The following is a 20,449-nucleotide window of genomic DNA, read 5'->3' as shown; positions in this document are numbered from 1 at the left end:
ACCTATGACGTCATCGTGATCGGCGCAGGCCCGGTCGGCGAGAACGTCGCGGACCGCACCACCGCAGCCGGCCTGCACACCGTCGTCGTGGAGAGCGAACTCGTCGGCGGCGAATGCTCGTACTGGGCCTGCGAACCCAGCAAGGCTCTCCTGCGACCCGCCCTGCTCCGGGCCGACGCCGCGCACGTCCCGGGCCTCGACCCCGCCGTGAAGGGGCCGCTCGACGTCGAGGCCGTCCTGGCGCACCGCGACCGGATGTCCGCCGACTGGCAGGACGACGGCCAGGTCGCCTGGCTCGCGTCGGCCGGCATCGAGCTGTTGCGTGGCCACGGACGGCTGGCCGGGGAACGCGAGGTGACGGTGGAGACACCCACGGGCGACACGATCCGGTTGCGCGCCCGGCACGCCGTCGCCGTGTGCACCGGCAGCCGGGCGGTGCTCCCCCCGTTGCCGGGCATCGAAGAGGTGCTGCCCTGGACCAGCCGGGAAGCGACCAGCGCACGGCGGGCGCCGGAGCGTCTGCTGATCGTCGGTGCCGGCGTGGTCGGCGTCGAGATGGCCACCGCCTGGCAGGCGCTGGGCAGCCGGGTCACGCTGCTCGCCCGCGGGGACCGGTTGCTGCCCAGGATGGAGCCGTTCGCGGGGGAGCTGGTCACCGAGCGCCTGCGGGAGGCGGGGGCGGACGTCCGCTTCGGCACCTCGGTCGACGGTGTGCGCCGTGTGGGCGGCGAAGTGCGGGCCACGCTGTCGGACGGCGGGCAGCTCGGCGCCGACGAGATCCTCTTCGCCACGGGCCGGGCCCCGCGCTCGCAGGACATCGGGCTCGACCACGTCGGACTGACGCCGGGGGACTGGATCACCACCGACGACACCCTCACCGCCCCAGCGGTGCCGGGGGACTGGCTGTACGCCGTCGGGGACGTCAACCACCGGGCGCTCTTCACACATCAGGGCAAGTACCAGGCACGTATCGCCGGGGCCGTGATCGCCGCCCGCGCCGCGGGAGCGCCGCCGCACACCGGCCGTTGGGCCCCGCACAGCGCGACGGCCGACACCGAGGCCGTGCCGGCGGTCGTGTTCACCGATCCCGAAGTCGCCACCGTGGGGCTGACCGTCGAGGCCGCCGAACGCGCGGGCCGCGACGTCGAAGTGATCGACCACGACCTCGGGCAACTGGCGGGCGCCCTGCAGTACCGGCCCGACTACCGGGGCCGGGCCCGGATCCTGATCGACCGGGACCGGCAGGTCGTCGTCGGTGCCACCTTCGCCGGCCCGGGAGTCGCCGAGCTGCTGTACTCCGCCACCGTCGCGATCACCGGCGAAGTGCCCGTCGATCGCCTGTGGCACGCCGTGCCCGCCTTCCCCACGCTGAGCGAGGTGTGGCTGCGCCTGCTGGAGACGAGGCGGGACCTGTGACCACCGCACGATCCCACGTGTGGTGAACCGGACCCGCTTCGCGGCACGTCGTCGGTGTGTCAGTCGGAGCCGCCGGCCCCGTCCTGCTTCACCAGGGTGTACATGACGGAGCGCTGCTGCTTGTGCCGCCGGATGCGTCCCTTGGCGACGAGCGACTCCAGCGTGTTGCGCACCACCTGCGGCGTGGGGTTGCGGTCCGGATACTTCGTCAGCAGCTCGTCCCGCAGTTCCTTCGCCAGGCGCGGCTCGTCGTACGCGCCGAGCAGCTTCGTGAGCAGGTCGCCGAGCAGGACCGGACGCGGCTTCCCCTCCGCGCCCCCCTTCGCCCGGGAGCCCGCCGACGAGCTCTTCGCCGGCGCCGTACGCCGTGAACCCGCCCCGGCCGCCGCGCGCTTCGGCTTCGCCGCGCCACGCTCGTCCTGCAACTGCTCGGGCAGCCGGGACGCGTCGGTGAAACCCTCGTACCGCTCGGCGAGGCTGATGATGTCTCCCAGGAGGGCCTCCTCCTGCTTCAGCATCGAGAGCCGCTCCAGCAGCTCCTGCTGCAGGCGGCGGTTCTCCTCCAGGTCCGACGCGGCTTGCTCGACGTACCGCGATCGGAGCGCGGCGGCTGACTGGCTGGTCACAACCGTTCACTCCCTCGATATGGATCGTGTTCGCGCATGGTACCCACGTCGAGGCCCCCGTGCAGATAAGTGTCGGGTGCCCGACGGCCCGTCCGGCATGTTCGCTCTTCACGATAGGCGCAGATGTGCGTTTGTACGAGGGGGAATATGTCCGCGAGACGCCGGGAGAAACCCACGACACACGTACAGCAGTTCGTCCGGCATGTGTCGCTGCCCCGCAGCGCGGGCCGGAGGCCGGCGCCCGCGGATCACACGGCCGGTGCGGTCGCCTCCGTGAGCATTCCGTCGGCCAGGCGCAGCCACCGGTCCACACCGATCTCGCGGAGGAACCGCTCGTCGTGGCTGACCACCATGAAGGCGCCCTGGTAGGAATTGAGCGCGCTCTCCAGCTGGGCCGCGCTGACCAGGTCGAGGTTGTTGGTGGGCTCGTCGAGCAGCAGCAGGTGCGGGGCCGGTTCGGCGCACAGTACGCAGGCCAGGGTGGCCCGCAGCCGTTCACCTCCGGAGAGCACCCGGACCGGAAGGTGTGCCCGCGCTCCCCGGAAGAGGAAGCGGGCGAGCAGGTTCATCCGCTCCGAGGCGGGCCGCTCGGGGGCGAACGCGGCGAAGTTCTCCGCGACGGTGCGGTCGAGGTCCAGCAGGTCGAGGCGCTGCGAGAGAGAGGCGATCCGGCCGGCGCCCCGCTTGATCTCCCCGCCGTCGGGGGCGAGTTCACCGGTGATCAGTCGCATCAGGGTGGTCTTTCCGGCGCCGTTGGGCCCGATCAGCGCGATGCGCTCGGGGCCCCGAACGGACAGGTCGACACCGTCCGCGGCGAACACGTCCCGGTCGCCGAGGCGCACCTGCAGGCCCTCGCCGAGGAAGAGGTTGCGCCCGGCGGGCACCTGGGTGTCGGGCAGTTCGAGCGTGAGCCGCTGCTCGTCGCGCAGGGCACGTCCGGCCTCGTCGAGCCGGGCCTTGGCCTCGCTGACCCGGGAGGCGTGCATCGTGCCGGACTTGCCCGCGGCCTCCTGCGCGCCCCGCTTCATGTTGCCGGCGAAGATCTTGGGCAGACCGGCGTTCTTGAGGTTCTTGGCGGCGTTGCTCGCGCGACGGTCGGCGCGCTCCCGGGCCTGCTGCAACTCCCGCTTCTCGCGCTTGAGTTCCTGCTCCGCGTTGCGGACGTTCTTCTCGGCGACCTCCTGCTCGGCCCGCACGGCCTCCTCGTACTCGCTGAAGTTGCCGCCGTACAGGCGCAGTTCGTCACTGCCGAGCTCGGCGATGCGCTCCATCCGGTCGAGCAGCGCGCGGTCGTGGCTGACCAGCAGCAGGCAGCCGGAGAAGTCGGAGAGCACGTCGTAGAGCCGGTGCCGGGCCTCGACGTCGAGGTTGTTGGTGGGCTCGTCGAGCAGCAGGACGTCGGGGCGCCTGAGCAGCTGGGCGGCGAGGCCGAGGGAGACGACCTGGCCGCCGCTGAGCGTGCCGAGGCTGCGGTCCAGGGTGAGGTCGGCCAGACCCAGGCGGTCGAGCTGGGCGCGGGTGCGCTCCTCGATGTCCCAGTCGTCGCCGATGGTGGTGAAGTGCTCCTCGGCGACGTCGCCGGACTCCACGGCGTCGATGGCCCGGATCACCGCGTCGACGCCGAGCACCTCGGCGACCGTGAGGTCTCCGGTCAGCGGGAGGCTCTGCGGGAGGTAGCCGAGGGTGCCGCCGACGGACACCGAGCCGGTGGTGGGCCTGAGTTCGCCGGCGATCAGCTTGAGCAGCGTGCTCTTGCCGGAGCCGTTCGGTGCGACGAGACCCGTGCGGCCGGGAGCCACGTTGAAGGACAGGTCGTGGAAGACCGGGGTGTCGTCGGGCCAGGCGAAGGAGACGTTCGAGCAGACGACGGAGGCGTTGGACATGGAGATGACCTCGACAGATGTGCGGGCAGCAGGCAGAGCTCTGCCCTGGGAAGGCGTGGGAAAAGGGGTACGACAGGACGAGCCATGCCAGCGGCGCTGCTGAGCGCCTGCCGATGGCCGCCGGAACCGGGTCTCACCCGGAGATGTCGTCTTCACCCACCACGTCTGCGACTCCTCGATGAACGGTCGATGTCCCCCACAGCGTAACAGCCGGGCGGGACATGCCCCGATCCGCCGGCACGGGACACGTCGGACGGTTCAGCATCACACGTATGACCATTCCGGCATATGTTTGACGTGTGCCCCGCCACGCCCCGCGGTCGTGCCGTTGACAGCCACTCGAACGTCATGCCACCATCATAACCTCTTTAACAGGTGACGATGAAACGCGTGCGGTGTGTGAACGTGCAGAGCGTCGTGCACGCACCGGACCGTCACCCCTCCGAAGGAGCACTGACCATGGCAGAGAAGCCGGAACGGGAAGCCGCCCAGGGCGCACCGGTGGGGCGGCGCGCGATGCTGGGCGTGCTCGCTGCCGGGGCCGCGGGACTCGCGGCGGCGCCGTATCTCCAGCGCGGCTGGGAAGGGTTCCTCGGCGCCGCCTCCCAGCTCGACCCCACCGGCGCGACCGGCCTGCTGCCCAACCCGGGCGGCTTCCGGTACTACAGCGTCGTCGGCTCGGTACCGCACAAGGACGAGACGAACTACCGGCTGCGGATCGACGGACTCGTGGACAAGCCCAGGAGCTACACCCTCGACCAGCTGCGTGCGATGCCGCAGACCCGGGTCGTGCACGACGTCGTCTGCACCGACGGCTGGCGCGTGGAGAAGACGCCCTTCGACGGGGTGCGACTGGCGGACGTCCTCGACGACGCCGGGGTGCGCTCGCCGGGCGCGGCGATCCGCTTCACCTGCTTCGACGGCGCCTACAGCGAGAGCCTCACCCTGGAACAGGCCCGCCGCGACGACGTCCTGATCGCGCTGAACATGCAGGACAAGCCCATCACCCACGCGCACGGCGGCCCGGTCCGCCTCTACGTGGCCCCCATGTACTTCTACAAGTCGGCCAAGTGGCTGTCCGGCATCTCGGTCACCGACAAGGTCGTCCCCGGCTACTGGGAGGAGCGCGGTTATGCGGTCGACGGCTGGCTCGACGGCGCCGACCGGCACGGCGATGCGGCCTGAACCGGCCGACAGGGTCCGCCGGTTCAGCACCGCCGAGCGCTGGATCCACCGGACCACCGGCTACCTGATGGTGGTGTGCCTGGTCACCGCCGCCTGTCTCTACCTCGGGCCGCTGGCCCAACTCGTCGGCAGGCGGCACCTGATGGTCACGCTCCACGAGTGGTCCGGCATCCTGCTGCCCCTGCCCTTCCTGCTGGGACTCGGCTCCCGCGCCTTCCGCCAGGACCTGCGCCGCATCAACCGCTTCGCCGCGTACGACCGGCAGTGGCTGCGCGCCGTCCGCAGACGGCAGACCTCCTACGCGGCGCGACCGGCCGGCAAGTTCAACGCGGGACAGAAGCTCTACGCGGGCTGGATCGCCGGCGCCGTGCTCATGATGATGTTCACCGGCCTGCTGATGTGGTTCATGGGGCTGCTGCCCTTCATCTCCCGCACCAGCGCGATCTTCGTCCACGATCTCCTGGCCTGGGCGATCACTGCCGTCGTACTCGGGCACATGCGCAAGGCCCGCCAGGATCCGGAGGCCCTGCTCGGGATGCGTACCGGGTATGTGAGCAGGTCCTGGGCGCAGCGGCACCACGCGAAGTGGCTGGGCGAGGAGCGCGCGAAGACGCCGTCGGTCACGGACGACCGTCGAATGACCTAGGTGCCGAGTCTCCCCAAGTCCCGTGCGGGGGCCGTCAACTGACTGTTGTTCCGCCGGGGGTTCACGGACAGGCTGGGTATCGGGCGGCGACACCGGGCCCGTCCGGACGCCGGGTTCCCACAAGACTTCCAGTCAGGAACCCACTCCCTCTATCGTCACCGCTTTAAACGGTGATACGGTCCTCGTATGTTCTCGGCATGCCGCCCGGCATGCACATGTATCAGCGCCACAGGCGCACACCTACCTCTTGGATGGACACTGATGAAGAAGGCTCTGACGGCACTCGCGGCAGGTGTGCCGCTGGTCGCGGCGGCGGTGTACCTGCCGACCGCATCGGCGGACGAGGCCGGGAACACCGCCACCGCCACGGCCGCCGCCGCCACGGCCGCCGCCTGCGCGGCGCCGTCCGTGAAGGCCCCGGCGGGCACCGCCGTGGAGTCGGTGACCGCGGTCCGCCAGGCCGGCGGCACCGTCCACGGCACCGGACTCCTCGGCGGCGAGGTCTCGGGCGTCCCGGCCTTCTGCCAGGTGACGGTCACGCTCACCCATCCGGGAGAGAACGACCACGCCAAGGTCCAGACGTGGCTGCCCCTGGAGAAGTGGAACGGCCGTTTCCAGGCGATCGGCGGCAGCGCCTACAGCGCCGGCGACAACGGTGTCGGCCTGGGTACCGCGGTCAAGAACGGCTACGCGGTGACCACCACGGACGCCGGCGTCGGCGACGTCCTGGACACCAGCTGGGTCCTCAACAGCAAGAACCAGGTCAACAGTCCGGCACTGAAGAACTTCGCCTCCCGCTCCCAGCACGAGGCGGCGGCCGTCGGCAAGGCGGTCGTGAACGGCGTCTACGGCAAGCGCGCCGCCTACTCGTACTTCACCGGCTGCTCCACCGGCGGCCGCCAGGGCTACATGGAGGCCCAGGCCTACCCCGACGACTACGACGGCATCCTCGCGGACGCGCCCGCCGTCAACTGGGACGAGTTCGAGGTCGCCACCCTGTGGCCGCAGGTGGTCATGAACAACGAGAAGACCTATCCGACCGACTGCGAGCTGAACGCGTTCACCGACGCCGCCGTCAAGGCCTGCGACAAGCTCGACGGGGTGCGCGACGGTCTGGTCAACGACTCCTCGCGCTGTGACTTCGACCCGCGCCGGCTGATCGGCACCAAGGTCGACTGCGACGGCGAGGAACGCACCATCACGGCGGCCGACGCGGCCGTGGTCCGCAAGATCTGGGACGGCCCCCGCACCACCTCGGGCCAGAAGCTGTGGGCCGGCGTCCCGGTCGGCGCCGACCTGAAGGGCCTCGCGCACTCCGCGCCGGACCCCGCCGACGGCGTCGTCAAGGGCCAGCCCTTCCAGGTCCCCGCCCTCTGGGTCCAGCTCTTCTTGAAGAAGGACCCGAACTTCGACCTCACGAAGATCACCTACAGCGAGTTCACCAAGCTGTTCCGGCAGTCCCAGGCCGAGTACGACAAGGTCATCGGCACCGACGACCCGGACCTGTCGGACTTCCGCGCCTCCGGCGGCAAGCTGCTGACCTGGCAGGGCGACACCGACGAGTACATCCCCGCCCAGGGCACCGTGCGCTACCACCAGCAGGTCGAGCGTGAACTCGGCGGTGCGAACCGGGTGGACGACTTCTACCGGCTCTTCCTCGCCCCGAACACCAGCCACTGCGGCCTCAACGGGCAGGACGGCTCCACCGACGGCCTCGCCGCGCTGACCGCCTGGGTCGAGCACGGCAAGGCGCCCAAGACCCTGCCCGCCACGCTGGTCAACACCGCCGGCGAGAAGGTCGACCGTGACCTGTGCGCCTACCCCGCGGTGTCCCGCTACAAGGGCCAGGGCGACCCGTCCCTCGCCACCAGCTTCCGCTGCGTCGCCCCCACCCGGCACTGACCGGGCCGACGACAACCCCTGACCTGAGAAAGGCCGAACCGACATGAGCACCCAGACGGCGACATCGACCCCGACGACCAACCAGGCTGCCGCGGGCGAACGTTCCTCCCTGGTGAAGCTGTACCTGAGCCGCGGCGTCCTCGCCGTGGCGTGGGCCCTGGCGTTCGCCGCGCTCCACGAGGACGTCGACGCGCCGGCCGTCACGCTGCTGGTCGTCTACCCGCTGATCGACGCGGTGTCCTCGCTGCTCGACCACCGTGCCACCCCCGACGGCGCCGAGCGCCGCGTCACCGCGTTCAACGGGGCGCTCAGCACGCTGGCCGCCGTCGCGCTCGGCATCGCGGGCGCCGGCGGCGTGGCACCGGTGCTCCACGTGTTCGGCGTCTGGGCCGTGGTCTCCGGTGCCGCCCAGGTGATCGTCGGATGGCGGCGGCGCGGCCCCGAGTACGGCAAGCAGTGGCCGACCCTGATCTCGGGCGGCCTGTCCTTCCTCGTCGGCATCACCTACAACATCCAGGCCGCGGGCGACCACCCCTCGCTCGACGTCCTGTCGGTGTACGCCACCGGCGGCGGCGTGTGGTTCATCCTCCAGGCCCTGCTGCTGGGCTGGAAGTCGCGCCAGCTGCGGACGCGGACCGTCTGACGGGCGTACCCGCGCAGACGAACGCTCCCGCCCGCGCCTTCGAGGCGCGGGCCGGAGCGTTCTCGTCGTTCGTGGGCGCAGGTCAGCCGACGCGGTAGCGCACGGGCAGGGACAGCACCCCGCGGATGATGCCGGACCCGATCCACTCCAACGAGCTTGCGGGGACGGCGAGTTCGAGTTCGGGGACCCGGGCGAGCAGGGTGCGCAGGGCGACGGTGGCCTCCAGGCGGGCGAGCGGGGCGCCCAGGCAGTGATGGATGCCGTGCCCGAAGGCCAGATGACGGGCGCCCGGCCTGGCCACGTCGAGCACGGCCGGGTCGCCGCCGTCGGCCTGTGGGGCGTCGCGGCCGGCCGCACCGAGCGCGACGACGACCATGCCGCCGCGGGGGATCGCCACCCCGCCCAGTTCGATGTCCTCGGCCGCGTAGCGGTTGGTGGAGCGTTCGACGGAGGTGTCGTGCCGCAGGAACTCCTCCACCGCGCCCGGCATCAGTTCGGGCCGCTCGCGCAACAGCCGTAGCTGATCGGGGTGTTGGAGCAGGGACAGCACGGCGTTGCCCAGCAGGTTCACGCTGCTCTCGTGGCCGGCGACGACCAACATCAGCGCCGTGCCCACGAGTTCCTCCTCGGTGAGCCGGCCGTCCTCCTCGTCGCGCACGGCGACCAGCGCCGACAGCAGGTCGTCCTGCGGGACGCGGCGCTTGTCCGCGACCAGGCCGGCCAGCAGCGCGTGCAGCCCGGCCAGCGCCGTGCGGTGTTCCGGCGAGGCCACCTGGAGCGCCTGGGACGACCAGCGGCGGAAGTCCAGGTGGTGCTCCTCGGGAATGCCGAGGAGGTCGGCGATGACCGTGGCCGGCAGCGGGGCGTTGAACGCCTCCACGAGGTCGGTCTCGCCCGCGGGCGGCAGCGCGTCGATCAGACCGTGGGCGATCTGCTCGATGCGCGGGGCCAGTTCGGCGGTGCGGCGCGGGGTGAAGGCCGCGGAGGCCAGCCGGCGCAGCCGGGTGTGCTCGGGCGGGTCGGCCTCCATCATCTGGGCGCCGAGTCCGACCGAGGGCCGGTTCAGTACGTAGCCCGCTGCGGCCAGGGCATCGGCGGCGGGCGTGGCGTCCTTGAGCAGCGCGGGATGGGCCAGCGCCTCCCGGGCCAGGTCGTGACCGACCACCACCCAGCCCCGCAGGCCGAGGTGGAACTCGGCCGGATGGATGGGGCCGAGCCCGCGCAACCGGGCGTAGCGAGCCGGGGCGTCGGCCTTGAAGGCGGAATCGATGACCACCCGGCCGTCCCGGTACGGGGAGTCCTGATCCGGTGCGTCCTGGTCCGGTGCGTCCTGGTCCGGTGCGTCCTGGTGGGGGCTCACGAAATGTCCCAAACCTCTCGTCAGACTCGGCGGTCGTCCTGACAACGTGCCGGATCCGCCGAAGGTTCATCCGCCCCACCCGCGCACGGACGTGCCGCAGGGGCACGCGCGATGCACGTGCACCCGGGGGCGGGCACCGGCCGCTTCGTGACATCCACGGTCCGTCCCGCGTCACCGGCGGCGAAGGGGGCACGGCTGCGGGCCCCCGGCCCTCCCCTTGCTTTAATGGTCGTTCCAGAACGGGTGCGCCGGGGGGCGGGTGTGGGCAGGGCGGAATTCGGCCGGCTGCTGCGGGCGGCACGGCAGCGCTCCCTGCTGACCCTGGAGAGCCTCGCGGAGACCTCCGGCGTGAGCGTCCGCGCGATCAGCGACATGGAGCGGGGACAGAGCCTGCCGCGGCAGGCGACGCTCAGCGAGCTGATGGACGCCCTGGACCTGGACGAGGACGAGCGGCGCCGGTTCGTCGAGGCGTCCGCCCGCCGTGCCGGACGCAGCGCCGGACGGGTGCCGCGGCAACTGCCGCCCGGCCTGGCGGCGTTCCGCGGCCGTACCGACGCGCTGGCGACGGCGTACGGGCTCACCGCACAGGCCGCCCGCGCGGAAGGCGGACACGTCGTCGTCGCCGTGATCGGCGGGATGGCGGGCGTGGGCAAGACGACGCTGGCCGTGCACTGGGCGCACCAGGTCGCGGACCGGTTCCCGGACGGGCAGCTGTACGTGAACCTGCGCGGCTTCGAGGACGCGACCCGGCCCATGGACCCGGCCGAGGCCCTGGGCGGGTTCCTCGCCGCCCTGGGGGTGTCGGACCTCGACATGCCGCGCGGCACCGAGGAGCGCAGCGCCCTCTTCCGGGAGCGGACGGCGTCCCGGCGGCTGATCGTCGTGCTGGACAACGCGCGCGACGAGGAGCAGGTCAGACCGCTGCTGCCGGCCTCGACCGGATGCCTGACCGTGGTCACGTCGCGCAGCCAGCTCTCCGGCCTGGTCGCCGTGGAGGGCGCGACGCCGGTGGGCCTTGACGTGTGGACGCGCGAGGAGGCGCTGTCCGCGCTCGCCGCGAGGATCGGCGAGGAGCGCTGCCGCGCGGAACCCGAGGCGGCCGCGGCACTGGTGGAACGGTGCGGACACCTCGCCCTGGCGGTCGCGATCGTCGCCGCCCAGGTCAGCGCGACACCGCAGCTCCCGCTCCGGACGGTCGTACGGGAGCTGCGCGGGACCGGACCGCTCCTTGACGCCCTGTCGGCCGGCGCCCGGCGCAGCGACGTCCGGGCCGTGTTCTCGTGGTCGTACCGGACCCTGCCGCCGGAGACGGCCGTCTTCTTCCGGCACCTGGCCCTGCACCCCGGCCCGTCGGTGTCGGCGGAGGCGGCCGCCTCGCTCGCCGGTGTCGGCATGCGGGAGGCCCGCCGGATGCTGCGGCAGCTGAGCGCCGTCAACCTGCTGTCGCGGGACGCGGAGGGCCGCCACGTGCTGCACGACCTCGTCCGGGCCTACGGCGTCGAACTCGTCGAGCAGGAGAAGGACGACGGCCTCGCCGCCCGGATCCGGCTGCTGGACTACCTGCGCCACAACGCCGACATCGCCAACCGCTTCCTGGGGCCCGCCTCCACGGCGGAGGCCGTGCCTCCGGCCGAGGGCGTGGTGAGCGTCGCGCTCGGCACCCGGGAGGAGGCGCTGGACTGGTTCCGCCAGGAGGAGACGTCCGTCTCGTCGGCCCTGCGCTCCATGAACGATCCGCGGCTGCTGCGCATCGGCATGACCCTCACGCAGGACTGGGTGGGCTACTACTCCGTCATGGGGCGCTGGAGCGAGGAGATCGCGACCAAGCGCATCGGCCTGGACGCCGCGCAGCGGCTGGACGAGCCGGCCGCCGTCGTCCGCAACGCCGCGGCCCTCGCCCGCGCGCTGGCGGAGACGGGGCGGACCGACGAGGCGGACCGGTACGTCGAGCTGATGCTCGGCCAGCTGGACCGGATCGGCCCGGTGGAGCGGGCCTTCGCCGAACGGACCGTCGGCTGGGTCCGTGGCCGTCAGAAGCGCCACGAAGAGGCCCTGCACCATGCCCGCAGGGCGCTGGAGATCTACCGGACGCTGGGCGACGACCGGTCCACGGCCCGTGAGATGAACGCGGTGGCCTGGTACCTGGCCCTGCTCGGCCGGTACGAGGAGACCATCGCCCTGTGCGAGGAGGCCGTCCCCCTGCTGCAGCGGGACGGCAACCTCCGCATCGAGGCGGCCGCCTGGGACACCATGGGCTACGCCCGCCAGCACCTCGGCCGGCTCGACGGCGCGATCGCGGACTACCGGGAATCGCTGCGGGTCTACGGAGAGGCCTTCGACGGCTACAACCAGGCCGAGGTGCTCGACCACCTCGCGACCGCACAGCGGGAGAAGGGCGATCACGCGGGGGCGCGGGCGAGTTGGCTGCGTGCGGCCGACCTGCTGAGCGCGATCCACAGCCCGCGCGCGGAGCGGATGCGCGCCAACGCGGAGGCGTCGCGCGGTCACGGGGATCTGCTCTAGCAGGTCTGGACCGCTCACTCACACGTATTCCCGAAGCATGCCTGATGCGCACCTGACGTGTGCCCGCTCGATGACATGTGACCCTCACCTCACCACACCCTTCGCATTGGACAAGAGGCCACTGGACCTTTAACGTCGAGAACGTAAAGTTCCACTGGCCTCTTAAGTGGGGCGGGGGACGAACCGAATCGAGGAATCGTCATGAACAAGACCTGGCTGATCACCGGAAGCTCCCGCGGCCTCGGCCGCGCCGTCGCCGAGGCCGTGCTGGAGGCGGGCCACAACCTGGTCGCCACCGCCCGCCGCACCGAGGCACTGAACGACCTCGCCGAGCAGTACGGCGACCGGGTCCGGCTGGTGACCCTGGACGTGACCGACGCCGAGGCGGCGCGGCGCGCCGTGCAGGCCGCCGTAGATGCTTTCGGCCGCCTGGACGTGGTCGTGAACAACGCCGGCTACGCCGACATGGCGGCCATCGAGGACATGACCGAGCAGACCTTCCGCGACCAGATCGACGCCAACCTCTTCGGTGTCGTCAACGTGTCCCGGGCCGCCCTTCCGGTCCTGCGCGAGCAGGGCTCGGGGCACATCATCCAGGTCTCCTCCGTCGGTGGACGCGTCGGCGTCCCGGGCCTGGGCGCCTATCAGGCGGCCAAGTGGGCCGTCGGCGGTTTCTCCGAGGTCCTCGCCAAGGAGGTCGCCCCCCTCGGCATCAAGGTCACCGTCGTCGAGCCGGGCGGCATGCGCACCGAGTGGGCCGGCTCCTCCATGGCCACCCCGCCGGTCAGCGCCCCCTACGAGGCCGTGGTCGGGGGCGCTGTCGAGGGCATCCGCGGCGCGCACGGACAGCAGCCCGGCGACCCGGCCCGTATCTCCCAGGTCCTGCTCGACATCGCCGAGAGCGACCGGCCGCCCCTGCGCCTCCTCCTGGGCAAGGACGCCGTCGCCGCAGCCGGGGCCATGGCCGAACGGCTCGCCGCGCAGGACGCCGAATGGCGGGCCGTCAGCGAATCCGTGTGACAGCCGCGGCCTGGCACCCGCCGTATGACACCCGCCGGGAGGCGCCCTCGGCGGCGGCGCGGGCGGGGCTTGGTGACGGCGGGGCTTAGGGTGATCGCAGGCGGCGCCGGACCCGGGCCGCGGGACAGTTCCCTGGGGAAACGACGATGACGGACGAGCGGCCGGCCGCCTTCCAGCGTGCGCGCAGCGCCGAGCAGCGCGAGCTGCGCAAGCAAGCCATTCTCGACGCGGCGACCGAACTCCTGGGCGAGATGACGGTCGGCGAGATCAGCCTGCGGGAGCTCAGCCGCCGGGTCGGGCTGTCGAAGACCAACGTCGTGCGCTACTTCGAGACCAGGGAAGCGGTCTTCTTCGAACTGCTCAACCGGTCCCTGGCGCAGTGGATCGAGGAACTGTCCGCGGACCTGGCCGCCGCCGGGCCCGCCGCTCCCGACGCGGTCACCGACACCGTGGCCCGGTCCCTGGCGGAACGGCCCCTGCTGTGCGGCCTGTTCAGCGCGCTCGGCCCTGAGCTGGAACGGAACATCTCCGCCGAGGCCGTCCGTGAGTTCAAGCTCGTCCACGTCCGGCTCCTGGACGAGCTGGCCGGTCTGCTGCGGAGCCACATCACCGCGCTGACCCCGGACGCGGCCCGCGAACTCGTCTCCCTGACCGTCGTGTACACCGCCGGGCTCTGGCCCTTCGCCCACCCGTCGGACGCCGTCGCCGAGGCCCAGCGCACCCCCGAACTCGCGGACACGAAGGTCGACTTCGCCACCCGGCTCGGCCGCACCCTGCACGTCGGCGTCATCGGACTGCTGCGCCTTCCGTGACCCCGCGGCCGCAGCGCGCCGCGCAACATCAAGAACATAACCTGCTTGACAGGTTACGTGTGTGGGTTCAGTCTTACTCATGTGCCACGGTGCACTCACACGTCCTGCCGACGGGAGCAGAACCATGAACACGATCCGGTACCCCCTTTTCGCCGGACCGCTGAGCAAGGAGCAGCAGGCCATGGAGGAGCTGCACCGGCGGGTGAACTGCAACGACCGTCGGGAGCAGCCCCGGGAGGCGGAGGAATACGCCCGAAAGGCACGCCAGTTGGCGGCCGTCACGTTCCTCGGGGCCGTGCTGTGACCTCCGTGTCCTGCGGCCGGCAAGGCGGTGCCGGACGCGTACAGTCGTCCGACTCACACGCGCAGAACACCCGGATTCCTGGCACGCAGTCATTCGACGGATGTGTGTGCGTCGACGGCCGGACGAAACTGGTCGGGCGCTCCTCGGCCGAGGTGAGTCCCGGTGTACGGGCCGCCTCCGCCCGAGCGGTTCCCCCTCCGCCCGCGCAGCGCCCACGACCGACGAGAGGCCCTCCGTATGTCCACCTTCGCCGAACACGTCATCGCCTCGCTCAAGGCATCCGGGGTGCGCCGTCTGTACGGCCTGCCGGGTGACTCGCTCAACGGCCTGACGGACGCCATCCGCCGGGAGGAGGACGTCGACTGGGTCCATGTGCGGCACGAGGAGAGCGCCGCCCTCGCGGCGGCGGCCGAGGCCGGACTGACCGGAGACCTCACCGTCTGCGTCGGCAGCTGCGGCCCCGGCAACCTGCACCTGATCAACGGCCTCTTCGACGCCCAGCGCAGCCGCGTCCCCGTGCTTGCCATCGCCGCCCAGATCCCGGGCAGCGAGATCGGCTCCGGCTACTTCCAGGAGACCCGCCCGCAGGAGCTGTTCGCCGACTGCAGCGTCTACGCGGAGGTCGTCACAAGCCCCGAGCACGGCCCCCGCGTCCTGGAGACGGCGATGCGCGCGGCCGTCGAACGCAGGGGAGTGGCGGTCGTCGTCGTCCCCGGCGAGATCTTCCTCGGCAAGACCCCCCGCGACCTGGCCCCCACGGTGGTGCGCCCGGCCCGCACCGTCGTCCGCCCGGACGACGAGGCCCTGCGCGAGGCCGCCGCGCTGCTGAACGACGCGCGGCGGGTGACGATCCTGGCGGGCGCCGGCGCGGCCGGGGCCCACGTCGACCTGGTCCGGCTTGCCGAGACCCTCAAGGCACCCGTCGTGCACGCCCTGCGCGGCAAGGAGTACGTCGAGTACGACAACCCGTACGACGTCGGCATGACCGGCCTGCTCGGCTTCGCCTCCGGCTACAAGGCGATCGAGGAGGCCGACACCCTGCTGATGCTGGGCACCGACTTCCCCTACCGGCAGTTCTATCCGCAGGGCGCGAAGGTCATCCAGCTCGACGTCCGCGGCGAGCAGATCGGCCGCCGCACCCACGTCGACCTGCCGCTGGTCGGCAGCGTCCGCGACACCCTGCCCGCGCTGCTGCCGCTGCTGTCCGTCAAGAGCGCGCGGGGGCACCTCGACGACGCCCTCGCGCACTACGCCCGTACCCGCAGATCACTCGACTCGCTCGCCGTCAACGACCGCGAACGCACCCCGATCCACCCGCAGTTCGTGGCGAGCACCATCGACCGCCTCGCAGCCGACGACGCCGTCTTCACCGTGGACGTCGGCTCCCCGGTGGTGTGGGCGGCCCGCTATCTCACGTTCAACGGACGGCGGCGGCTGATCGGTTCGTTCAACCACGGCACGATGGCGGGCGGCCTGCCGCACGCCGTGGGCGCACAGGCCGCGTACCCGGGCCGCCAGGTCGTCTCGCTGTCCGGCGACGGCGGGCTCACCATGCTGCTCGGCGAACTGTTCACGCTGCGGCAGAACCGCCTGCCCGCCAAGATCGTGGTCTTCAACAACGGCTCCCTGAACTTCGTCGAGCTGGAGATGAAGGCCGCCGGCATCGTCAACTACGCGACCGAGCTGGACAATCCGCAGCTCGCCGAGGTCGCCGCCGCGGTCGGCCTGTGGTCACGCCGCGTCGAGCGGCCCGGTGACCTGGAGGACGCGCTCAAGGGCGCCTTCGCCCACGAAGGGCCTGCCCTCGTCGAGGTCATGACGGCACGTCAGGAGCTGTCCGTGCCACCCGCTGTCACGGTGGAGCAAGCCAAGGGCTTCACCCTCTACGCCATCCGCACCGTCCTGTCCGGCCGCGGCGAGGAACTCCTCGACCTGGTCACGACCAACGTGTCCCGCCGCCTCCTGCGCTGACCGCGCAGCACAGCCGACCGAAGAACCCGAAGACACCCGAACACAGCCGCAAAAACCGCCGCGCGCGACAACGTAGTTGCCTCAGGCAATGACGGCGCTGTCACCACGTAAGGAACCACTCCCATGACAACCACCCCGAACACAGGTGTGCGGGCGCACGCCCCTCACGAAGGAGGTGCCGCCCACCCGCCGATGACCCACGCGCAGATCATGCGCGCCCTGTCGGGACTGCTGCTCGGACTGTTCTGCGCCATCCTCTCCTCGACCGTCGTCACCAACGCGCTGCCCCGGATCATCGGCGACCTCGGCGGCGGACAGAGCGCCTACACCTGGGTCGTCACCGCGTCCCTGCTGGCGGTGACCGCCTCGACTCCGCTGTGGGGCAAGCTCGCCGACCAGTTCAGCAAGAAGATCCTGGTCCAGTCGTCGCTGGTCGTCTTCGTCCTCGGCTCCCTGCTGGCCGGGCTCGCCCAGAACCCCGCCACCCTGATCGGCGCCCGGGTCGTCCAGGGCCTCGGCGGTGGCGGTCTGTCCGCCCTCGCCCAGGTCGTGCTGGCCGCGATGATCTCCCCACGGGAGCGCGGCCGTTACTCCGGATACCTGGGCGCCACCTTCGCCGTCGCCACCGTCGGCGGCCCGCTGCTCGGCGGCGTCATCACCGACACCTCATGGCTCGGCTGGCGCTGGTGCCTGTTCGTCGGCATCCCGTTCGCCGTCGTCGCGCTGGTCGTGCTGCAGCGGACCCTGGACCTGCCCGTGATCAGGCGTCAGGTCAAGGTCGACTGGGCCGGCTCCTTCTTCGTCACCGCGGCCGTCTGCGTCCTGCTGGTCTGGGTCACCTTCGCCGACGACAAGTACGCCTGGCTGTCCTGGCAGACGTACACCCTGGTCGGTGCGGCGATCCTGCTGACGCTGGTCTTCCTGTTCGTCGAGACGAAGGCGAGCGAGCCGGTCATCCCGCTGCGGCTGTTCCGCAACCCCACCATCGCCCTCGCCTCCGTCGCCTCCCTGTTCGTCGGCATCGCCCTGTTCGCGGGCACCGTCTTCTTCAGCCAGTACTTCCAGCTGGCCCGCGGCGCGTCGCCGACCATGTCGGGCGTCATGACGATCCCGTTCATCGCGGGCCTGTTCGTCTCCTCCACCGTCTCCGGACGGATCATCACCCGCACCGGGAAGTGGAAGGGCTGGCTGCTGGCGGGCGGTGTCCTGCTCTCGGCCGGTCTGGCCCTCCTCGGCATGCTCCGCTACGACACGTCGTACCTGTACATAGCGTTCTGCATGGCCCTGATGGGTCTCGGAGTCGGCATGACGCTCCAGAACCTCGTGCTGTGCACCCAGAACCAGGTGTCCCCGGGCGACCTCGGCGCCGCGTCCTCCACGGTGACCTTCTTCCGCTCCCTCGGCGGCGCGGTGGGCGTCTCCGTGCTCGGCTCGGTCCTCACCACCCGGATCGGCCACTACGCCCGCGAGACCATCACCCAACTCGACGCGCAGGACAGGGCGACGGCCGCGACGGCCTCCGGCGGCGGCCGGCTGCCTGACCTGGCCCTGCTGCCCGCCCCCGTCCGTACCTGGCTGGAGGGCGCCTACGGCCACGGCATCGGCGACGTCTTCCTGTACGTCGCTCCGATCGCCCTGCTCGCCCTGCTCGTCACCCTGTTCATCAAGGAGGTCCCGCTGCGCGCGTCCAGCGGTCTGGCCCAGGCGGCGGAGGCGGGCCGGACCGCCTCCGAAGTCCCCGCGGGCATCGCCGTCCACGGCCGCATCCGCGTCGCCGGGGGCGATCTCGTCCCGGCCGGCGAGGTCACGCTGACCACCGTGGACGGGAGCGAGCTGGGCCGGTCGGCCGCCCGGCCCGAGGGCTCGTACACGCTGGACGTGCCCGGCGCCGGACAGTACGTCCTGATCGCCTCCGCCGACGGCTACCGGCCACAGACGTCCACGATCGTGGTGGCCGAGGAGCCCGTCGCGCACGACATCCTGCTGACGGTACCGACGGGCTGACCGCCCTTCGGGGCCCCGGGCCGAGCCGCCGGCCCGGCCCGGGGCCCCGCCCTTGTCGACGTAGACGGGCGCGGCACACGGGCTGACCTTGCGTGGGGGATACACAAACCGTAGGGCTCCCCCTATGGTCCGCCCGCCGGGCCGTTGGGCATGCTGAGAGCATGTGCATCAACATCGTCGTCGTCGACGACGACCCCGGGTTCCGCCGCGTCGCCACGATGCTGTTGACGGCGCGGGGCCTGCGTGTCGTGGCGGAGTCCCGGGACGGCGCGTCCGCCCTCGCCGCGGTGCGGGACCACCGCCCCGACGGGCTGCTGCTCGATCTCCACCTGCCGGACACGGACGGACTGACCGTGGCCCGCCAGGTCACCGAGGAGCAGAACCCGCCGCGGATCGTGCTGACGTCCACCGACAAGTCGCTCTGGTCGCACGAGGAGTTGGAGCGGGCCGGAATCGAATCCTTCGTCGCCAAGGACAGACTGTTCGACGCGGATCTGCGGAGCCTGTTCAGCCCCACCGCTTCGTGACGCAGGCCCCCGCGCGGGCCGGCGTCACCCGCGTCACTGCTTCAGGTAGCGCAGCACGGCCAGCACCCGCCGGTGCTGGCCCGTGGCGGTCTGGCTGAGTCCCAGCTTGAGGAAGATGCCGGTCACGTGCCGCTCCACGGCGGCGACGCTCACGAACAGCTTCTCGGAAATGCCCTTGTTGGAGTGGCCCTCGGCCATCAGCGCCAGAACCTCCCGCTCCTTGGGCGTCAGCGCCGCCAGCGGGTCCTCCGGACGCTTGCGGCCCAGCAGCGCCGCGATCACGTCCGGGTCGAGGGCCGAGTCACGGGCCACGACCCGCTCGACGGCGTCGATGAGGATCTGCGGGCTGGCCACCTTCTCCTTCAGGAGATAGCCGACGCCACCCGGATCGTCCCCGACCAGATCGAGCGCGTACGACGCGTCGAGGTACTGGGACAGGACGATGACGGCGGTCTCCGGCCGCGCGGCCCGTATCTTCCGCCCGGCGCGCAGCCCGTCGTCCGCCAGGTCCGGCGGCATCCGGATGTCGGTGATCACCACGTCGGGCCGGTGCTCCTCGGCGGCGGCGACCAGGTCCACCGCGTCGTCGACCGCCGCGACCACGTCGATGCCGGCCCGGCGCAGAATGGTCGCGATTCCTTCGCGCACGATCGGCTGGTCCTCGCCGAGCACCGCCCGCAGTGGTTGGCTCATGGCGGCATCCTAGCCTGCGGTAGTGCCACAAACATATGACGGGACGTGTGATCGGCCGCGCTCCCGTGTTTGAGCGAGAGCGACTGGGCCCCGGGGCGCGGCACCGCACGTGCGGGGTGCGGAACGGTGCCGAAGTCGTCGGCCACGGCGTGGGGTAGACCCTACAACCGGGTGAGGGAGCCCCCAGCAAGGGCGAGGGACCACACGACAGACCCGGATGCGCGCCACTCACAGAATGAGTCACATGGAACCCGGGATCCCTCCGGCCCACGAGCCCACACACATGTGGTTGACGAACGGAAACAGGACATGGCGCAGCTGGACATCCCGCGGGACGAGGCCCGACGGCCCGTGCGCCGCTTCGGTGCCCGGGTGGTCGCCGGCCCGGGCGGTGCCCTCACGCGGCGGACCATGCTCGCCGGATCACTCTCGTCCGCCCTGGTGGGATGCGTGCTGATCACCGTGCCCGTACCCACGCCGGAGGAGGCGGGAACGCTCTTCGGGGTGCACATGGCCGTGCAGGGAGTGCTCCATCTGCTTGCGGTGCGCGACTCGATGGCGTCGGCGACGGTCCGCCGGCTGCTGGCCGCCGGAGGGCTCGCGGCGCTCGCGCTGGGCGTCGCCCTCTGGCACGGCTGGGCGGACACGGCGTTCCTGCTCGGCGTGTGGACAGGCTGCGGCTGGCTGCTGCGGGGACTCACCATGGCCGTCTCGGTCACCTCGTCCTCGGTGAGCCATGTCTTCGTCTACGACGACCTGTTGAACGCGGTGATCGTGTCGGCCGGTCTGTTCATGACGGCCTTCCCCTTCGAGTCCCTGGCGCAACTGGCCGACGTCGGCGGCCTCGTCCTCGTGGCCACCGCGGCGGTGGAGGCGTTCGCCGCCGCCCGCCGCCATCCCGGCACGCTCCGGGCCATCGACTGACGCGAACGAA

Annotated in this window: 17 protein-coding genes; 13 read left to right on the top strand and 4 right to left on the bottom strand. The window is 71.5% G+C overall.

Translation table 11 applies throughout. The features are described from left to right. Nucleotides 1-1,416: dihydrolipoyl dehydrogenase family protein (locus tag M4J07_RS12800; protein ID WP_255971146.1), on the top strand; the 1,416-nt coding region annotated here is incomplete at its 5' end. Between the two features lie 59 nt (nt 1,417-1,475). On the opposite strand, the gene M4J07_RS12795 is transcribed toward M4J07_RS12800, so the two are convergent. Together M4J07_RS12795 and abc-f are read right to left on the bottom strand one after the other, a co-directional pair. Beyond that, nucleotides 1,476-2,042 carry a hypothetical protein gene (locus M4J07_RS12795; protein WP_255971144.1) on the bottom strand — a complete coding sequence of 189 codons (567 nt, stop codon included), beginning with the start codon at nt 2,040-2,042 and terminating at the stop codon, nt 1,476-1,478. 248 nt (nt 2,043-2,290) lie between these two features. Continuing rightward, the gene (gene abc-f / locus M4J07_RS12790) at nt 2,291-3,925 is read right to left on the bottom strand and encodes a ribosomal protection-like ABC-F family protein (protein WP_255971142.1); all 1,635 of its coding nucleotides are present in this window, start codon (nt 3,923-3,925) and stop codon (nt 2,291-2,293) included. Nucleotides 3,926-4,384: 459 nt separating this feature from the next. Here abc-f and M4J07_RS12785 point away from each other — a divergent pair, with 459 nt between their 5' ends. The 4 genes from M4J07_RS12785 (at nt 4,385) to M4J07_RS12770 (ending at nt 8,301) form a co-directional block, all read left to right on the top strand. Beyond that, entirely contained in the window at nt 4,385-5,110 is a 726-nt protein-coding gene (locus tag M4J07_RS12785; RefSeq protein WP_255971140.1) for a molybdopterin-dependent oxidoreductase, read from the top strand. After that, a complete protein-coding gene (locus M4J07_RS12780) occupies nt 5,058-5,756 on the top strand; it encodes a cytochrome b/b6 domain-containing protein (RefSeq protein ID WP_255971138.1) in 699 nt (232 codons plus the stop codon). The genes M4J07_RS12785 and M4J07_RS12780 overlap by 53 nt, the downstream gene beginning before the upstream one ends. Before the next feature lie 261 nt (nt 5,757-6,017). Beyond that, nucleotides 6,018-7,658: a tannase/feruloyl esterase family alpha/beta hydrolase gene (locus M4J07_RS12775; protein WP_255971136.1), complete on the top strand. Its 1,641-nt coding sequence runs from the start codon at nt 6,018-6,020 to the stop codon at nt 7,656-7,658. Between the two features lie 43 nt (nt 7,659-7,701). Then, nucleotides 7,702-8,301 (top strand): DUF308 domain-containing protein, encoded by a 600-nt coding sequence (locus M4J07_RS12770; protein ID WP_255971134.1) that lies wholly within the window; start codon nt 7,702-7,704, stop codon nt 8,299-8,301. 82 nt (nt 8,302-8,383) lie between these two features. Here the strand turns inward: M4J07_RS12770 and M4J07_RS48245 are convergent, their stop codons facing one another. After that, on the bottom strand, nt 8,384-9,661 hold the full coding sequence (locus tag M4J07_RS48245) for a cytochrome P450 family protein (protein WP_255971133.1): 1,278 nt from the start codon (nt 9,659-9,661) through the stop codon (nt 8,384-8,386). A gap of 261 nt (nt 9,662-9,922) precedes the next feature. Here M4J07_RS48245 and M4J07_RS12760 point away from each other — a divergent pair, with 261 nt between their 5' ends. The 7 genes from M4J07_RS12760 to M4J07_RS12730 all read left to right on the top strand — a co-directional run bounded on the left by M4J07_RS12760 (nt 9,923) and on the right by M4J07_RS12730 (nt 18,822). Further along, nucleotides 9,923-12,184, top strand: coding sequence for an ATP-binding protein (locus tag M4J07_RS12760; RefSeq protein ID WP_255971132.1), 2,262 nt, complete (start codon nt 9,923-9,925; stop codon nt 12,182-12,184). A 201-nt stretch (nt 12,185-12,385) separates the two neighbouring features. Continuing rightward, nucleotides 12,386-13,204 carry an oxidoreductase gene (locus M4J07_RS12755; protein WP_255971131.1) on the top strand — a complete coding sequence of 273 codons (819 nt, stop codon included), beginning with the start codon at nt 12,386-12,388 and terminating at the stop codon, nt 13,202-13,204. 146 nt (nt 13,205-13,350) lie between these two features. Continuing rightward, entirely contained in the window at nt 13,351-14,016 is a 666-nt protein-coding gene (locus M4J07_RS12750; RefSeq protein ID WP_255971129.1) for a TetR/AcrR family transcriptional regulator, read from the top strand. Nucleotides 14,017-14,140: 124 nt separating this feature from the next. Beyond that, nucleotides 14,141-14,320, top strand: coding sequence for a hypothetical protein (locus M4J07_RS12745; protein WP_255971127.1), 180 nt, complete (start codon nt 14,141-14,143; stop codon nt 14,318-14,320). Nucleotides 14,321-14,557: 237 nt separating this feature from the next. Further along, a complete protein-coding gene (gene poxB, locus M4J07_RS12740) occupies nt 14,558-16,291 on the top strand; it encodes a ubiquinone-dependent pyruvate dehydrogenase (protein ID WP_255971125.1) in 1,734 nt (577 codons plus the stop codon). Between the two features lie 123 nt (nt 16,292-16,414). Then, nucleotides 16,415-18,295: an MFS transporter gene (locus M4J07_RS12735; protein WP_445276300.1), complete on the top strand. Its 1,881-nt coding sequence runs from the start codon at nt 16,415-16,417 to the stop codon at nt 18,293-18,295. A gap of 161 nt (nt 18,296-18,456) precedes the next feature. Then, nucleotides 18,457-18,822, top strand: a complete 366-nt coding sequence (locus tag M4J07_RS12730) for a response regulator (protein WP_255971123.1) — start codon at nt 18,457-18,459, stop codon at nt 18,820-18,822. A gap of 33 nt (nt 18,823-18,855) precedes the next feature. Here the strand turns inward: M4J07_RS12730 and M4J07_RS12725 are convergent, their stop codons facing one another. After that, nucleotides 18,856-19,515, bottom strand: coding sequence for a response regulator transcription factor (locus tag M4J07_RS12725; protein ID WP_255971121.1), 660 nt, complete (start codon nt 19,513-19,515; stop codon nt 18,856-18,858). Nucleotides 19,516-19,824: 309 nt separating this feature from the next. Here M4J07_RS12725 and M4J07_RS12720 point away from each other — a divergent pair, with 309 nt between their 5' ends. Beyond that, nucleotides 19,825-20,439: a hypothetical protein gene (locus M4J07_RS12720; RefSeq protein WP_255971119.1), complete on the top strand. Its 615-nt coding sequence runs from the start codon at nt 19,825-19,827 to the stop codon at nt 20,437-20,439. Nucleotides 20,440-20,449 lie beyond the last annotated feature (10 nt).

Source organism: Streptomyces longispororuber (genome assembly GCF_024448165.1).
GTDB lineage: Bacteria > Actinomycetota > Actinomycetes > Streptomycetales > Streptomycetaceae > Streptomyces > Streptomyces longispororuber_A.
This window is presented reverse-complemented; position numbering and strand designations above follow the sequence as displayed.

Coding starts and splice junctions, on each gene's coding strand:
- abc-f (WP_255971142.1), bottom strand. CDS start 3,925: ATGTCCAACGCCTCCGTCGTCTGCTCGAACGTCTCCTTCGCCTGGCCC.
- M4J07_RS12785 (WP_255971140.1), top strand. CDS start 4,385: ATGGCAGAGAAGCCGGAACGGGAAGCCGCCCAGGGCGCACCGGTGGGG.
- M4J07_RS12780 (WP_255971138.1), top strand. CDS start 5,058: ATGCGGTCGACGGCTGGCTCGACGGCGCCGACCGGCACGGCGATGCGG.
- M4J07_RS12775 (WP_255971136.1), top strand. CDS start 6,018: ATGAAGAAGGCTCTGACGGCACTCGCGGCAGGTGTGCCGCTGGTCGCG.
- M4J07_RS12770 (WP_255971134.1), top strand. CDS start 7,702: ATGAGCACCCAGACGGCGACATCGACCCCGACGACCAACCAGGCTGCC.
- M4J07_RS12755 (WP_255971131.1), top strand. CDS start 12,386: ATGAACAAGACCTGGCTGATCACCGGAAGCTCCCGCGGCCTCGGCCGC.
- M4J07_RS12750 (WP_255971129.1), top strand. CDS start 13,351: ATGACGGACGAGCGGCCGGCCGCCTTCCAGCGTGCGCGCAGCGCCGAG.
- M4J07_RS12745 (WP_255971127.1), top strand. CDS start 14,141: ATGAACACGATCCGGTACCCCCTTTTCGCCGGACCGCTGAGCAAGGAG.
- poxB (WP_255971125.1), top strand. CDS start 14,558: ATGTCCACCTTCGCCGAACACGTCATCGCCTCGCTCAAGGCATCCGGG.
- M4J07_RS12735 (WP_445276300.1), top strand. CDS start 16,415: ATGACAACCACCCCGAACACAGGTGTGCGGGCGCACGCCCCTCACGAA.
- M4J07_RS12730 (WP_255971123.1), top strand. CDS start 18,457: ATGTGCATCAACATCGTCGTCGTCGACGACGACCCCGGGTTCCGCCGC.
- M4J07_RS12725 (WP_255971121.1), bottom strand. CDS start 19,515: ATGAGCCAACCACTGCGGGCGGTGCTCGGCGAGGACCAGCCGATCGTG.
- M4J07_RS12720 (WP_255971119.1), top strand. CDS start 19,825: ATGGCGCAGCTGGACATCCCGCGGGACGAGGCCCGACGGCCCGTGCGC.